Source organism: Streptomyces sp. PA03-6a, assembly GCF_033792765.1.
GTDB lineage: Bacteria > Actinomycetota > Actinomycetes > Streptomycetales > Streptomycetaceae > Actinacidiphila.
Window position 1 is genome coordinate 1 of sequence record NZ_JARAVK010000068.1, and the last position, 15,177, is coordinate 15,177.

Annotated in this window: 11 protein-coding genes and 1 pseudogene; 10 read left to right on the forward strand and 2 right to left on the reverse strand. The window is 72.8% G+C overall.

Annotated elements, in window-relative coordinates:
* Nucleotides 1-331, reverse strand: a pseudogene (locus PV350_RS18190) (hypothetical protein); the annotation flags it as partial.
* 137 nt (nucleotides 332-468) lie between these two features.
* Here PV350_RS18190 and PV350_RS18195 point away from each other — a divergent pair.
* The gene (locus PV350_RS18195; RefSeq protein ID WP_499511087.1) at nucleotides 469-1,605 is read left to right on the forward strand and encodes a glycosyltransferase family 4 protein; all 1,137 of its coding nucleotides are present in this window, start codon (nucleotides 469-471) and stop codon (nucleotides 1,603-1,605) included.
* 29 nt (nucleotides 1,606-1,634) lie between these two features.
* Here the strand turns inward: PV350_RS18195 and PV350_RS18200 are convergent, their stop codons facing one another.
* On the reverse strand, nucleotides 1,635-3,443 hold the full coding sequence (locus tag PV350_RS18200) for a glycoside hydrolase family 15 protein (protein WP_499511086.1): 1,809 nt from the start codon (nucleotides 3,441-3,443) through the stop codon (nucleotides 1,635-1,637).
* 404 nt (nucleotides 3,444-3,847) lie between these two features.
* On the opposite strand from PV350_RS18200, the gene pyrG reads away from it, so the two are divergent.
* The 9 genes from pyrG (at nucleotide 3,848) to PV350_RS18245 (ending at nucleotide 15,105) form a co-directional block, all read left to right on the forward strand.
* Nucleotides 3,848-5,494, forward strand: coding sequence for a CTP synthase (pyrG, locus tag PV350_RS18205; RefSeq protein ID WP_499516785.1), 1,647 nt, complete (start codon nucleotides 3,848-3,850; stop codon nucleotides 5,492-5,494).
* A gap of 63 nt (nucleotides 5,495-5,557) precedes the next feature.
* Complete coding sequence (locus PV350_RS18210; RefSeq protein ID WP_499511085.1) at nucleotides 5,558-6,181, forward strand: NUDIX domain-containing protein; 624 nt, start codon at nucleotides 5,558-5,560, stop codon at nucleotides 6,179-6,181.
* A 129-nt stretch (nucleotides 6,182-6,310) separates the two neighbouring features.
* Nucleotides 6,311-8,647 (forward strand): tetratricopeptide repeat protein, encoded by a 2,337-nt coding sequence (locus tag PV350_RS18215; RefSeq protein ID WP_500334853.1) that lies wholly within the window; start codon nucleotides 6,311-6,313, stop codon nucleotides 8,645-8,647.
* A 250-nt stretch (nucleotides 8,648-8,897) separates the two neighbouring features.
* Nucleotides 8,898-10,013: an alanine dehydrogenase gene (gene ald, locus PV350_RS18220; RefSeq protein WP_500334877.1), complete on the forward strand. Its 1,116-nt coding sequence runs from the start codon at nucleotides 8,898-8,900 to the stop codon at nucleotides 10,011-10,013.
* Nucleotides 10,014-10,377: 364 nt separating this feature from the next.
* Nucleotides 10,378-11,451 carry a ParA family protein gene (locus tag PV350_RS18225; RefSeq protein WP_499511083.1) on the forward strand — a complete coding sequence of 358 codons (1,074 nt, stop codon included), beginning with the start codon at nucleotides 10,378-10,380 and terminating at the stop codon, nucleotides 11,449-11,451.
* Nucleotides 11,436-12,107, forward strand: a complete 672-nt coding sequence (locus PV350_RS18230; RefSeq protein WP_500334855.1) for a hypothetical protein — start codon at nucleotides 11,436-11,438, stop codon at nucleotides 12,105-12,107. Before PV350_RS18225 ends, PV350_RS18230 begins: the two co-directional genes overlap by 16 nt.
* A gap of 61 nt (nucleotides 12,108-12,168) precedes the next feature.
* Nucleotides 12,169-13,335, forward strand: coding sequence for a segregation and condensation protein A (locus PV350_RS18235; protein WP_500334857.1), 1,167 nt, complete (start codon nucleotides 12,169-12,171; stop codon nucleotides 13,333-13,335).
* Nucleotides 13,328-14,005: an SMC-Scp complex subunit ScpB gene (gene scpB, locus PV350_RS18240; RefSeq protein WP_499511080.1), complete on the forward strand. Its 678-nt coding sequence runs from the start codon at nucleotides 13,328-13,330 to the stop codon at nucleotides 14,003-14,005. The genes PV350_RS18235 and scpB overlap by 8 nt, the downstream gene beginning before the upstream one ends.
* Nucleotides 14,005-15,105 (forward strand): pseudouridine synthase, encoded by a 1,101-nt coding sequence (locus PV350_RS18245; RefSeq protein WP_500334859.1) that lies wholly within the window; start codon nucleotides 14,005-14,007, stop codon nucleotides 15,103-15,105. Before scpB ends, PV350_RS18245 begins: the two co-directional genes overlap by 1 nt.
* Nucleotides 15,106-15,177 lie beyond the last annotated feature (72 nt).

The window sequence follows — 15,177 nt, forward strand, 5'->3', positions numbered from 1 at the left end:
CGGGGGAGGCGGTCGTCGATGCCGCCGGGCGTGGCATCCGCCAGCGCACGGCGGTGCCTCCGGCGGCATCGACGACCGCCTCCCCCGCAGCCGCCGGGACCGGGGGGCACGCTCCCGGCGGCGGGTTCGGCCCGTGCCGGCGCGCGCCGAGCACGCGCCGTGTGCCCTCCGTCTCCATCCGCCCGCCGAACACCTCGGTGCCGGCCGCCGCGGCAGCCGGAACACCCGCGATCAGGTCGCAGATGTTCTGCGCGGCCCACACGCCGTCGACATCGGTGAAGTACCCCCGCTTGCGGGTGCGGGGTCGGCGTGATGGGGGAGCGTGGGGCACTCGTAAGGGTGGTCCCGCGTACGTGTGGCCGGGTGGGGGTGGGGCATCGCTCCCTGGATGGCCTATCGGCCTGGCATCCTTGAGGGAGCAGACCCCGCCGCCCTCCGCACGATGCCGAGTCAGGAGCCCTACCCCGCGTGAGCAGTTCACCGAGCCCCTTGCACGGGCAGCTGCACGCCGTCCACGTGCTGGGCGAGACGGCGCGGGCCCATGTCGCCTCCGTGGCGGGCGGGTTGGTGGCGCGCGGCGTGCAGGTGACGGTCTGCGGCCCGGCCGAGGCCGAGGAGCGGTACGGGTTCGGGGCGGCGGGAGCGCGATTCGCGCCGGTCGAGATCACGCGGCGCGCACAACCGAGGGCCGACGCGGCCGTGGTGACGGCGTTGCGGGCGGCCTGTGCCGGGGCGGACGTGGTGCATGCGCACGGGCTGCGGGCCGGGCTGCTCGCCACGATGGCGCTGAGCGGGCGCCGTACGCCGCTGGTGGTGACCTGGCACGGCGCGGTGCTGGCGGAGGGTGCGCGGGGGCGGGTGCTGCGGTTGCTGGAGCGCCGGGTGGCGCGGGCGGCGGCGGTCGTGCTGGGCGCCTCGTCGGACCTGGTGGACCGGGCCCGTACGGCCGGGGCACGGGACGCCCGGCTCGGGCCGATCGGGGTGCCGGCGCCGCCGCGGGTCGCGCCGTCCCCGGAGGCGGTGGCGGAGGCGGAGCGGCGCCGGCACAAGACCCGGGACGAATTCGCCGTGGGGGAGCGTCCGTTGCTGCTCGCGGTGGGCCGTCTGGAGCCGCGCAAGGGGTATCACCTGCTGCTGGACGCGGCCCACGGCTGGGCGGGGCTCGACCCGGCGCCGTTGCTGGTCGTCGCGGGTGAGGGCTCGCTGCGTACGGAGCTCCAGGAGCGGATCGACACCGAGGAGCTGCCGGTGCGGCTGCTCGGCCGCCGTGACGACGTGCCCGAACTCCTCGCCGCCGCCGACGTGGTGGTGCTGCCGTCGCGCTGGGAGGCGCGGTCGCTCCTCGCGCAGGAGGCGCTGCACGCGGGGGTGCCGCTGGTGGCGACCTCCGTCGGCGGTACGCCCGAACTCGTCGGCGAGGCAGCGGTGTTGGTGCCCTACGGCAATCCGAAGACGTTCGCGGACACCGTCACGCGTCTGCTGGGGGACCCGGCGCGGCGTGCGGGGCTCGCCGCGGCCGGTCCCGTACAGGCCGGCACTTGGCCGACCGAGGATGACACGGTCGCCCAAGTGCTCAGCATCTACGACGAGTTGACATCGTCCTGAGGGTTGCTTCGCGGGTGGTGGCGGTGCGGTCAGCCGCCGTACGCGCCGCTCGCGGTGAGCCGCAGCGCCGTGTCGATCAGCGGCACGTGGCTGAAGGCCTGCGGGAAGTTGCCGACCTGCCGCTGCAGCCGCGGGTCCCACTCCTCGGCCAGCAGGCCGAGGTCGTTGCGGAGCGCGAGCAGCTTCTCGAAGAGCCTGCGGGCCTCGTCGACCCGGCCGATCATGGCGAGGTCGTCGGCGAGCCAGAAGGAGCACGCGAGGAAGGCGCCCTCGTCGCCGGGGAGGCCGTCCAGGTTCTCGCCGCCGGGCGGGGCGTCGGTCGGGTAGCGCAGCACGAAACCGTCCTCGGTGGACAGTTCCCGCTGGATCGCCTCGATGGTGCCGATGACGCGCTTGTCGTCCGGCGGCAGGAAGCCGACCTGCGGGATGAGCAGCAGCGAGGCGTCCAGCTCGCGCGAGCCGTAGGACTGCGTGAAGGTGTTGCGTTCCTTGTCGTAGCCCTTCTCGCACACGTCGCGGTGGATCTCGTCGCGCAGGTCGCGCCAGCGCTCCAGCGGGCCGTCGACCTCGCCGGACTCGATGAGCTTGACGGTGCGGTCGACGGCGACCCAGGCCATGACCTTGGAGTGGACGAAGTGGCGGCGCGGGCCGCGGACCTCCCAGATGCCCTCGTCCGGCTCGTCCCAGTGGTCCTCCAGGTACTGGATGAGCCGGATCTGCAGGAGCGAGGCGTAGTCGTTGCGGGCCAGGCCGGTCATGTGCGCCAGGTGCAGGGCCTCGGTGACCTCGCCGTAGACGTCGAGCTGGAGTTGGTGGGCGGCGCCGTTGCCGACCCGGACCGGGATCGAGCCCTCGTAGCCGGGCAGCCAGTCCAGCTCGGTCTCGCCGAGCTCGCGCTCACCGGCGATGCCGTACATGATCTGCAGGTTCTCGGGGTCGCCGGCGACCGCGCGCAGCAGCCACTCGCGCCAGGCGCGGGCCTCGTCGCGGTAGCCGGTGCGCAGCAGGGAGGACAGCGTGATCGCCGCGTCGCGCAGCCAGGTGAAGCGGTAGTCCCAGTTGCGGACGCCGCCGATGTCCTCGGGCAGGGAGGTGGTGGGGGCGGCGACGATGCCGCCGGTCGGCCCGTACGTCAGCGCCTTGAGGGTGATCAGCGAGCGGACCACGGCGTCCCGGTAGGGGCCGTGGTAGGTGCACTGGGCGACCCACTCGCGCCAGAAGTCCTCGGTGGCCTCCAGCGCGGCCTCGGGCTCGGCGAGCGGGGGCGGCTCCTTGTGCGAGGGCTGCCAGCTGATGGTGAAGGCGATGCGGTCGCCGGGCGAGACCGTGAAGTCCGCGTAGGTGGTGAGGTCCTTGCCGTACGTCTCGACGTCGGTGTCGTGCCAGACGGAGTCCGGGCCGGCGACGGCGACGGTGCGCTCGCCCACCTTGTGCACCCACGGCACGACCCAGCCGTAGCTGAAGCGCATGCGCAGCGCGGACCGCATCGGCACCCGGCCGCTGACGCCCTCGACGATCCGGATCAGCTGGGGGGCGCCGTCACGCGGCGGCATGAAGTCGATCACACGGACCGTGCCGCGGGGGGTGTCCCACTCGGACTCCAGCACCAGGGAGTCGCCCCGGTAGCGGCGCCGGGTGGCGGCCGGGGACGGGGTGCCGTTCGCGTGGGCGGGGCCGAGCCGCCAGTAGCCGTGCTCCTCGGTGCCGAGCAGGCCCGCGAAGATCGCGGGGGAGTCGAAGCGGGGCAGGCACAGCCAGTCGACCGTGCCGTCCCGGCACACCAGGGCGGCGGTCTGCATATCGCCGATGAGTGCGTAATCCTCGATACGCCCGGCCACGTAGGTCTCCCAGTCGAACGACGGCGGCGCCCCTTGGGACTGGGGCGGTGATTGCGGTCTGTGGATCTGTCGACGAGCTCTTTCCCGGGAGCGGGCGGGGTAGTGCCGTGCCGGTTCACTCGCATCGAATCGATGTGTCCGAGCAGGATACGACGACAACGCGGGCTGTGCGGAAGCGACGACCGCCCCCGCTGGGCCGGTCGGGTGCATTTTGTCGTACCAAACTCCCGGTGACCGCGTTTTTCGTCAGAGAGCCGCCCGCACCGTCTGGTGCGCGTCACTGATACCCTGGTAGCCCGTGGGCCGGTGGCCTGAACCACTGAACCGCCGCGACGACACCCCTCTTCATCACCATGGTGCCGTCCCGACCACCACCTCGCGACCACGGGAGCCCCCTGTTGGCACTGCCGCCCAAATCCACGACGACCAAGCACCTCTTCGTCACGGGGGGTGTCGCCTCCTCGCTCGGCAAGGGCCTGACCGCCTCCAGCCTCGGCGCACTGCTCAAGGCCCGGGGTCTGCGCGTCACCATGCAGAAGCTCGACCCGTACCTCAACGTGGACCCGGGCACGATGAACCCGTTCCAGCACGGTGAGGTGTTCGTCACGGACGACGGCGCCGAGACCGACCTGGACATCGGCCACTACGAGCGCTTCCTGGACGTGAACCTCGCCGGCTCGGCCAACGTCACCACCGGCCAGGTCTACTCCTCGGTGATCGCCAAGGAGCGGCGCGGCGAGTACCTGGGCGACACCGTGCAGGTCATCCCGCACATCACCAACGAGATCAAGTCCCGCATCCGGCGCATGGCGACCGAGGACGTGGACGTGGTGATCACGGAGGTGGGCGGCACCGTCGGCGACATCGAGTCGCTGCCCTTCCTGGAGTCCGTGCGGCAGGTCCGGCACGAGGTCGGCCGGGACAACGTCTTCGTGATGCACATCTCACTGCTCCCGTACATCGGTCCCTCCGGCGAGCTGAAGACCAAGCCGACCCAGCACTCCGTGGCCGCGCTGCGCAGCATCGGCATCCAGCCCGACGCGATCGTGCTGCGCGCCGACCGCGACGTGCCGACCTCCATCAAGCGCAAGATCTCGCTGATGTGCGACGTCGACGAGGAGGCCGTGGTCGCGGCGATCGACGCCCCGTCGATCTACGACATCCCCAAGGTGCTGCACACCGAGGGCCTGGACGCGTACGTGGTCCGCAAGCTGAACCTGCCGTTCCGCGACGTCGACTGGACGCAGTGGGACGACCTGCTGGGGCGGGTCCACCAGCCCGAGCACGAGGTGAAGGTCGCCCTCGTCGGCAAGTACATCGACCTGCCGGACGCCTACCTGTCGGTGACCGAGGCGCTGCGCGCCGGCGGCTTCGCCAACAACGCCAAGGTCAACATCAAGTGGGTGACCTCGGACGACTGCAAGACCGCGGCCGGCGCGGCCCGTCAGCTCGGCGACGTGGACGCGATCTGCGTGCCCGGCGGCTTCGGCGACCGCGGTGTGGAGGGCAAGGTCTCGGCGATCACCTTCGCCCGCGAGAACCGCATCCCGCTGCTGGGTCTGTGCCTGGGCCTGCAGTGCGTGGTCATCGAGGCGGCCCGCAGCCTGGCCGGCATCCCGGACGCCAACTCCACCGAGTTCGACGCCGCGACCGGCCACCCGGTGATCTCCACCATGGCCGAGCAGCTCGACATCGTCGCCGGCCAGGGCGACCTCGGCGGCACCATGCGGCTGGGCCTGTACCCGGCGAAGCTCGCGGAGGGTTCCATCGTCCGCGAGGTCTACGGCGGCGAGCCCTACGTCGAGGAGCGGCACCGCCACCGCTACGAGGTGAACAACGCCTACCGCGGTGAGCTGGAGAAGAAGGCCGGCCTGGTGTTCTCCGGCACCTCCCCGGACAACACGCTGGTCGAGTACGTCGAGTACCCCCGCGACGTGCACCCGTACCTGGTGGCCACCCAGGCGCACCCCGAACTCAAGTCCCGCCCGACCCGTCCGCACCCCCTGTTCGCGGGTCTGGTCGCGGCCGCCGTCGAGCGCCTCAAGGGTTGATCGGTACGGTTGCGGGGGCGGGCCGGCGTACGGCCCGCCCCGGCACCGCGTACGGAGGGCACCATGCTGAAGGACACTCCCGAGGAGTGGCGGGTCACCGCCACCGCCACCCCCTTCACCGGGAAGAAGACCAGCGTCCGCACCGATGACGTCGTCATGCCCGACGGCGGCGTCGCCCGGCGCGACTACCAGGTCCACCCCGGCTCGGTGGCCGTGCTCGCCCTCGACGACCGGGACCGGGTGCTGGTCCTCAAGCAGTACCGCCACCCCGTGCGGATGAAGCTGTGGGAGATCCCCGCCGGACTGCTCGACGTGCCCGGCGAGAACCCGCTGCACGCCGCCCAGCGCGAGCTGTACGAGGAGGCCCACGTCAAGGCCGAGGACTGGCGGGTGCTCACGGACGTGTACACCACGCCCGGCGGCTGCGACGAGGCCGTGCGGATCTTCCTGGCGCGGGGCCTGTCCGAGGTGGAGGGCGAACGCTTCGAGGTGTCGGAGGAAGAGGCCGACATGGAGTTCGCCCGGGTCCCGGTGGACGAGCTGGTCCGCGGCGTCCTCGCGGGGGAACTGCACAACAACTGCCTCGTGGTGGGCGTGCTCGCGCTGCAGGCCGCCCGGGCCGGGGACGGCCTGGAGGCGCTGCGTCCCGCCGAGGCCGAGTGGCCCGCGCGACCGTTCTCCGTGTGACCCGTTCGGTCTGACCATCCGATCGTCCGAGAGGGTGATCATTGACCGGATCCGCCGCGTCGCGCAGGGGGGTTGGACCCATACCGTGAACTAGGCTCTTGCCGTTCGTAGGAGAACGGGAGTGGGCCCGTGGCGGATCACGTGCTGGACGCCGACGCATCGGCGGCGGCCTCTGACGACGGCCCGTGGGGGCCGGCGTCGCAGACCCCGGCACACGGCACGCTGCCCCCCGGCCTGCCGGGGTTCGTCGGCCGCCGCCGCGAGCTCGAGGAACTGCGCGCCGACATCGACCGGCCGGGCCTGGCGGCCTTGCGCGGCCAGACGCCCGACGGCAGCCGCGTGCTCCTCGTGGCCGGCCGGCCGGGCTCGGGACGGACGGCGCTGGCCGTGCGGCTCGCCCACGAGGTCGCCGACCGCTACCCCGGCGGCCAGTTCTACGTACGGCTCAGCGAGAACGACGGCCGTCCGGTGCCGCCCGAGCAGTCCGCCCGCTCGCTGCTGCGCGCGATGGACGTCGAGGTCGAACCGGCCGCGGAGCGCGAGGAACTGCAGGCCGCACTGCGCACCGCCCTGAACGGGCGCAAGGCCGTCCTCGTCCTGGACGACGTCGTGGACTCCCGCCAGTTGCTGGACCTGATGCCCAAGGGCTCGGGGAACCTGCTGGTCGCCACGGCCGAGGGGCCGCTGCCCGGTGTCCACGACGTACGCCCGTGCACCCTGGGCGGGCTCGACCCGGTGGCGTGCGTCGACCTGCTGGCCGAGGCCGTGGGCCGGGTGCGGATCACCAACGACCCCCGGGCCGCGGAGGGTCTCGCCCAGGAGTGCGGCGGCCATCCCGCGGCGCTGCGCCTGGTCGCCGCGTGGCTCGCCGCCCAGCCCCGCACCTCCGTCGCCGAGGCCACCCGCAGGCTGCACGCCGAGGCCGCCGAGCCGGCCGCCGCGGGACCGGCCGCCCCCGCGGCCTCCGAGGGCGGCACGGCCACCCGGGGCGACGGCACGCTGCGCGCCGACGTCGGGTACCGCACGGGCAGCAACCCGCTGCCGGAGGCGCTGCGCGGCCTGGCCGCGGACGGGCAGGCGCGGGTGCTGCGCCGGGCGGGCACGTCCGGCGACCCGACCTCGCGGAAGACCGGCGGCGCGCGGGACGCCGACGGTTCCGGGGAGGCGGAGGAGAAGGGGAACGCCACCCCGCCGCCCACCCCGCGTGCCACTCCCGCGCCGGAGCTGCTGCGCGCCTTCCGCTTCGTCTACGGAGCGCTGTCGCCAGCCGTGGCCCGCATGCTGCGTCTGCTCGCGCTCGCCCCCTCGGGCCTGACCGACGCGCAGACCGCCTCCGCCCTGGGCGGCTGCTCGGTCGAGGCGGCGCAGGCCACGCTCGCGGACCTGGCCGGCTGCGGGCTGCTGCACCCCGAGCCGGCGGCCGGCGACCTGCCGGCGCAGTACCGCGTGCCGGGCTGGCTGACCCCGCCGCTGCGGGCACTGCTGGCGAGCACGGAGAAGCCGTCCGAGGTGCAGCTCGCCCGCGCCCGGATGCTGGAGCGCACGGTACGGCTGCTGCACGCGTGCCGGATGTGCCTGGAGGGCGAGACGGAACCGGACGGGCTGCCCAAGTCGCTGCGCTTCGCCGGCCGTCCGGTCGCGGCCGGGTGGCTGCGGCTGCGGCTGCCGGTCCTGCTGGCCTCCGCACGGCTGGCGGTCGCGGACGGCGAACTGGACACCCTGGCCCGCCGTCTCATGGCCGCGCTCGTCCGGGCACTCGCCGCGGACCCCGACGGCGGCGCGACCGCGCCGGAGCGCTACCGGCTCCACCACCTGGTGCTGGACGTGGCCGAGCGGCGCGGACTGCACCGCGAGAAGGCGGCGGCCCTGCTGAACATCGGCGACCTGGACGTGGAGGCGGCCCGCCCGCTCGACGCCCTCGACCGCTACCGGGCCGCGCTGGTGGCCTCCCGGGAGGCCTACGACGGTGACGCCGAGGGCCGCGCGCTGGAGGCCATCGCCGGGACCTACCTGGAGCTGGACGACCCGCAGCGCGCCTCCGACTGGTACGGCAGGGCGCTGGCCCTGCGGCAGGCCCGGGGCGAGGTGGTCCACCAGGCGCGGCTGCACTCCAGGCTCGGCGCCCTGTTCACCTACGCCGCCCACTACGGCAACGCGCTGCGCGAGTGGCGTGCCGCGGCGGCCGCCCACCGGCGGTTGAAGGACCTGCCCGCGCAGGCCCGTGCCCTCAGCGAGGTGGCCCGGGTCCAGGAGTACGCGGGCCACCCCGAGGACGCCCTGCGGACCTGCCGTGACGCCCTGTACTGGGCCCGGCAGGCGGGGGAGCGACGGCTGGAGGGCGCCGTGCTGCTGCGCATGGCCGACACCCTGGAACGGCTTGGGGACCCGGCGGGCGCCCGGCTCCAGCGCGCCGCGGCGCGCCGGCTGCTGCCCGCCGAGGAGATTCCGCAGCCCGAGGAGGACTGAGCGCCTCTGTTTCCGGGCCCAAGGGCCCACCGGGGGCCCTCAGATCGCGCCGTTCGCGAGCTGTACCTACGAAACTGCCAATGCCTTCGCTGAAAGTAGTCACTTTGTAAGGCTGGACAGTGACTCTTCCTTCACTACACTTGGTCACACCGCAGAACATCGCGGTCAGGTCCGGCGTACTCCGTTATGGGGCGACATGTCCGGAGACCTGCACAAACCCTCCACTCCCGTGAACAGGACCGTGATCGACGTGAAGGTCGGCATCCCCCGCGAGGTCAAGAACAACGAGTTCCGCGTGGCCATCACCCCCGCCGGCGTGCACGAGCTCGTCCGAGGCGGCCACGAGGTCTTCGTCGAGCAGGACGCCGGCGTCGGCTCGTCCATCCCGAACGAGGAGTACGTCTCCGCCGGTGCGACGATCCTCCCGACCGCCGACGAGGTGTGGGCCGCCGCCGACCTGGTGCTGAAGGTCAAGGAGCCGATCGCGGAGGAGTACCACCGTCTCCGCAAGGACCAGACCCTCTTCACCTACCTGCACCTGGCGGCGTCCCGCGAGTGCACCGACGCGCTGCTGGAGTCCGGCACCACCGCGATCGCTTACGAGACCGTCGAGTTCGCCAACCGGCAGCTGCCGCTGCTCGCCCCGATGTCCGAGGTGGCCGGCCGGCTCGCCCCGCAGGTCGGCGCGTACCACCTGATGCGCTCGGCTGGCGGGCGCGGGGTGCTCCCCGGCGGCGTCCCGGGTGTGGCCCCGGCCAAGGCGGTCGTGATCGGCGGCGGCGTCTCCGGCTGGAACGCCGCGCAGATCGCCGTCGGCATGGGCTTCCACGTCACCCTGCTCGACCGGGACATCAACAAGCTGCGCGAGGCCGACAAGATCTTCGGCACCAAGGTGCAGACCATCGTCTCCAACGCCTTCGAGCTGGAGAAGGCCGTCCTCGACGCCGACCTCGTCATCGGCGCGGTCCTGATCCCGGGCGCCAAGGCCCCCAAGCTCGTCACCAACGAGCTGGTCTCCCGGATGAAGCCGGGCTCGGTGCTCGTCGACATCGCGATCGACCAGGGCGGCTGCTTCGAGGACTCCCGTCCCACCACGCACGCCGAACCGACCTTCGCGGTGCACGACTCGGTCTTCTACTGCGTCGCCAACATGCCGGGCGCGGTGCCGAACACCTCCACCTACGCGCTGACCAACGCGACGCTGCCGTACATCGTCGAGCTGGCCAACCGCGGCTGGCGCGAGGCGCTGCGCCGGGACGCCGCGCTCGCCAAGGGCCTCAACACCCACGAGGGCCAGGTCGTCTACGGCCCGGTCGCCGAGGCCCACGGCCTGGACACGGTCGACCTGGCCACCGTCCTCGGCTGACGCCGGCTGGTCGACTGATCGATTTTTCTCGCGTTGGCGTCAACTTGTCGCCAATCCGGTACGCACGGCCGGGTCTTGAGTCACAAGGCCCGGCCGTTCGCGTGGAACCATACTGTTTTGCCGATTCGTCCCCCCGTGAAACATCCCCGGCGTCGTCGTTACACCCTTGACAGCGAGACGTTCGGTTGCCGACACATCGTGCCGTGTCCGGTGGATTGTGTTGCTGTGAACCACCGACACGCCATAGAGTCGCCAACCGTCGGCATGCTGCAACGCTGACCTATTGAGAAGTTTCCTGGTCACCAAGGAGGTAAGACGACTTGTGAATGAGTCGACATTTGCTCCCGGGGGTGGTCAGCCAGGAATGACCGTGCAGACCGACGGCTCCGCACGGCTCGAACCGGTGGCCTCCGTGGCCGTCCGGACGTTCGAGGCGCGCAGGACCGGGACAGACAACGAGACGCGTTACGCGAACCCCATGGCGCACTACGAAGAAGAGCTGCAGGACGGTCAGTTCTACGACCCCGACGCGGAGTACGAACCCGACCCCGAGTACGCGGCCACGCTCGCACCCGACGCGGCGCGCCAGCGCCGTGAGCGCGTGGGCCCCACCGGCCGCCCGTTGCCGTACTTCCCGATCCCCGGCCCACTGACGGACCACGGCCCGGCGAAGATCATCGCCATGTGCAACCAGAAGGGCGGCGTCGGCAAGACGACGTCCACCATCAACCTCGGTGCCGCGCTGGCCGAATACGGCCGCCGCGTCCTCCTGGTCGACTTCGACCCGCAGGGCGCGCTCTCCGTCGGCCTCGGGGTCAACCCGATGGAACTGGACGTCACGGTCTACAACTTGCTGATGGAGCGCGGGCTCTCGGCCGACGAGGTGCTGCTGAAGACCGCGGTGCCCGGCATGGACCTGCTGCCCAGCAACATCGACCTGTCGGCCGCGGAAGTCCAGTTGGTCAGCGAGGTGGCCCGCGAGTCCTCGCTGCAGCGCGCGTTGAAGCCGCTGCTGCCCGACTACGACTACGTCATCATCGACTGTCAGCCCTCGCTCGGCCTGCTGACCGTCAACGCCCTGACCGCGGCCCACCAGGTGATCGTCCCGCTGGAGTGCGAGTTCTTCGCGCTGCGCGGTGTCGCGCTGCTCACCGAGACCATCGAGAAGGTCAGGGAACGGCTCAACCCCGAGCTGGAGCTGGACGGCATCCTCGCCACGATGTACGACTCGCGCACCGTGCACAGCCGCGAGGTCCTGGCGCGGGTCGTCGAGGCCTTCGACGACCACGTCTACCACACCGTCATCGGACGGACCGTCCGCTTCCCGGAGACCACGGTCGCCGGTGAGCCGATCACCACCTACGCCTCCAACTCGGTAGGTGCCGCCGCCTATCGCCAGCTCGCCAGGGAGGTGCTCGCCCGGTGTCACGCCGAGTGAGTCTCCCGGGGGCCGACGAACTGTTCCGCACCACCGGGGGGCGGGGGCTCCAGTCCGCGACGCCGCGGCAGCACGCCAACGGCGAGACTCCCGGCGCAGCGGGCACCGGCGGCGGCCCCGGCACGGACTCCGGCGCGCCCGGCGAACGCCCGCTGCGGCCCGTGCCCGCCTCCGCCGAGGAGCCGGCGCCCGAGGAGGCGCCGGTCAGCGAGTCCGCGGCGCCCTCCGAAGCCGCCGAGCACGGCGGACGGGACACCGGCACCGACCCCGGCGCCGCGCCCGCCCCCGCGGCCCGCTCCGTCCCCGAGCAGGCGGGTCCGTCCGGTCCGCCCGTCCGGCGCGGCCTGCAGGCCCCCGGAACGGGTTCCACGGGCCCCCAGGCGGCCCCGCAGCCGCCGCAGCCCCCGCAGCGCCGCAAGTCCGGTCGGGCCCCCAGGCGGCCCAGCGGGCGCGAGCGCCACGACGAGAAGATCACCGTCTACGTCTCCGCCGAGGAGCTCATGGACCTCGAGCACGCCCGCCTCGTCCTGCGCGGGGAGCACGGGCTCGCCGTGGACCGCGGGCGCATCGTCCGCGAAGCGGTCGCGGTGGTCCTGGCCGACCTCGAGTCCCGCGGCGACGCGAGCATCCTCGTACGCCGCCTGCGCGGCCGCTGACGCGCTCCGCGCGATACGGTGCCGTCCTCCGTACGGCCCCGTCAGCACCATCTGGACCCCCATGCCCCCCGACGACACCGCCAGCCCGCAGCGCTCCCGCCGCCTCCTCGGCCGCGGCCCCGGCGCGAACCCCGTGCCGCCCCCGGCCGTGGCCGACGAGGGCGCGGGCGACGCGAGCGCGGGCGAGGGGGGCAGTGAGTTCGGCCACACCGCGCCCGCGGCGCCGCCGTCACCCGACGCCGTCGAAGCCGCGGCGGAGGCCGTCCCGCAGCCCGGGGGGCACCTGCCCGTCGCGGACCCACCGCCCGCACCGGAGGCGGGGGACGACGGACCCCCGGCCGCGCCGGAGGGGCAGGCGCAGCCTGCCGGCGAGCCGGGCGACGAGCGGAGCGCCGAGGAGGGCTCCGCCGCGAACGACGGCCGGTTCACCGTCCGGCTGGCGAACTTCGAGGGCCCCTTCGACCTGCTGCTGCAGCTCATCTCCAAGCACAAGCTCGACGTCACCGAGGTCGCCCTGTCCAAGGTGACGGACGAGTTCATGGCGCACATCCGCGCCATGGGACCGGACTGGGACCTGGACCAGACCACGGAGTTCCTGGTGGTCGCGGCGACGCTGCTGGACCTGAAGGCCGCGCGCCTGCTGCCCGCCGCCGAGGTGGAGGACGAGGAGGACCTCGCCCTGCTGGAGGCCCGGGACCTGCTCTTCGCCCGGCTGCTCCAGTACCGCGCCTACAAGCAGATCGCCGCGATCTTCGCCGAGCGGCTGGAGGCCGAGGCGCTGCACCACCCCCGCACCGTGGGACTGGAGCCGCAGCACGCCGAGCTGCTGCCCGAGGTGGTGCTGAGCATCGGTCCGGAACGCTTCGCGCAGCTCGCCGTCAAGGCGATGCAGCCGAAGCCGAAGCCGCAGGTGTACGTGGACCACATCCACGCGCCGCTGGTGAGCGTCCGCGAGCAGGCGGAGCACGTCATCGCGATGCTGCGCGAGCGCGGCGAGGCGAGCTTCACGGAACTCACCTTCGACGCCCCCGACACCCTCACGGTCGTCGCGCGCTTCCTGGCCCTCCTGGAGCTGTACCGGGAGAAGGCGGTCGCGCTCGACCAGGAGGAGGCCCTGGGTACGCTCCTGGTCCGCTGGACGGGCGGCGAGGCGGTACCGGCCCAGCCGCTCGTCACCGACGAATTCGACCAGGTGCCGGCCGCCGCGAAGGACGGGAAGGATGGCTGACGTGACGGAGGTGACCGGGGTGACCGAGGCGGTCGAGGGGACCGGTGAGGCGGCGGAGGGCGAGCCCGCGGGGCTGCTGTCCGTGGCGGAGCTGGAGCTGAGGCCCGCCCTGGAGGCGGTCCTGATGGTCGTCGACGAGCCCGTCACCGAGGAGACCCTGTCGAAGGTGCTGGAGCGCCCGCGCCGGGAGATCGCCATCGCGCTCCACGACCTCGCGGAGGAGTACGCCGCGCAGGGCCGCGGCTTCGACCTGCGCCTGATCGCGGGCGGCTGGCGCTTCTACACCCGGCCCGCGTACGCCGCGGCCGTCGAGAAGTTCGTCCTGGACGGCCAGCAGGCCCGGCTGACCCAGGCCGCGCTGGAGACGCTGGCGGTCGTCGCGTACCGGCAGCCGGTGAGCCGGTCCCGGGTCTCCGCGGTGCGCGGGGTCAACTGCGACGGCGTGATGCGCACCCTTCTGCAGCGGGGTCTGGTGGAGGAGTGTGGGACGGAAGCCGAGACAGGTGCGATCCTGTACAGGACGACGAACTACTTCCTGGAGCGGATGGGCCTGCGCGGCCTGGACGAGCTGCCCGAGCTCGCCCCGTTCCTCCCGGAGGCGGCCGCCGTCGAGGCGGACTCCCTGGAGGGCGTCCCCTCATTCGACCCGGACTCGACGACGGATACTTGATGCGAAGCAGTAGCGGCAGCGGCAGGAACAGCGGCGGCAACCGGAATCCCCGGGGTGCCGATGGGGGCACGTCCCGGTCCAGGACCGGGGGGCAGCGCGACGACCAGCAGAAGCGCGCGGGCCGGCCCCGTCCGGAGGAGCGGCGCTACGACGTCGGCGGCAGCTCCGGCGGCCCCGGTGGAGCGGGCGGAGCCGCCAAGCGCGGCAGCGGCGGCAGGCCGGGCGCCACCGGCGGCAAGCCGGGCGGTGCCTCGGGCAAGCCCCGCAAGTCCACGCCCGCGCGCCCGCGCGAACTCGACGCCCAGATCGAGGAGCGCAACCGCGAGCGGCACAGCAAGCCCAAGCTGAACCTCCCGAAGACCTTCCCCGGCGCCGAGCAGGAGGGCGAGCGCCTGCAGAAGGTGCTGGCCCGGGCGGGCATGGGCTCGCGCCGCGCGTGCGAGGAGCTGATCGAGCAGCGCCGTGTCGAGGTGAACGGCAAGATCGTCACCGAGCAGGGCCTGCGCGTGGACCCGGACAAGGACGAGGTGCGCGTCGACGGGCTGACCGTCGCCACGCAGTCGTACCTGTTCTTCGCCCTGAACAAGCCGGCCGGCGTCGTCTCCACGATGGAGGACCCCGAGGGCCGCCAGTGCCTCGGCGACTACGTCACCAACCGCGAGACCCGGCTGTTCCACGTCGGGCGGCTGGACACCGAGACCGAGGGCATCATCCTGCTCACCAACCACGGCGAGCTGGCCCACCGTCTGACCCACCCCCGCTACGGCGTGCAGAAGACGTACCTCGCCGCGATCAACGGCGTGCTGCCGCGCGACATCGGCAAGCAGCTCAAGAGCGGCATCGAGCTGGAGGACGGCTGGGCCCGCGCCGACAGCTTCCGCGTGGTGCAGCAGACCGGCAAGAACTACCTCGTCGAGGTGACCCTGCACGAGGGCCGCAAGCACATCGTCCGCCGCATGCTGGCCGAGGCGGGCTTCCCGGTCGACAAGCTGGTCCGCACCAGCTTCGGCCCGATCGCGCTCGGCGACCAGAAGTCCGGGTGGCTGCGGCGGCTCACCAACACCGAGGTGGGCATGCTCATGCGCGAGGTCGACCTCTGAGCCGTCCGGTCCCCGCCGTCACGGGCCGGTCCGCGCCCCCTGCCGGACCGGTTTCCTGACCGGCTTCCCATC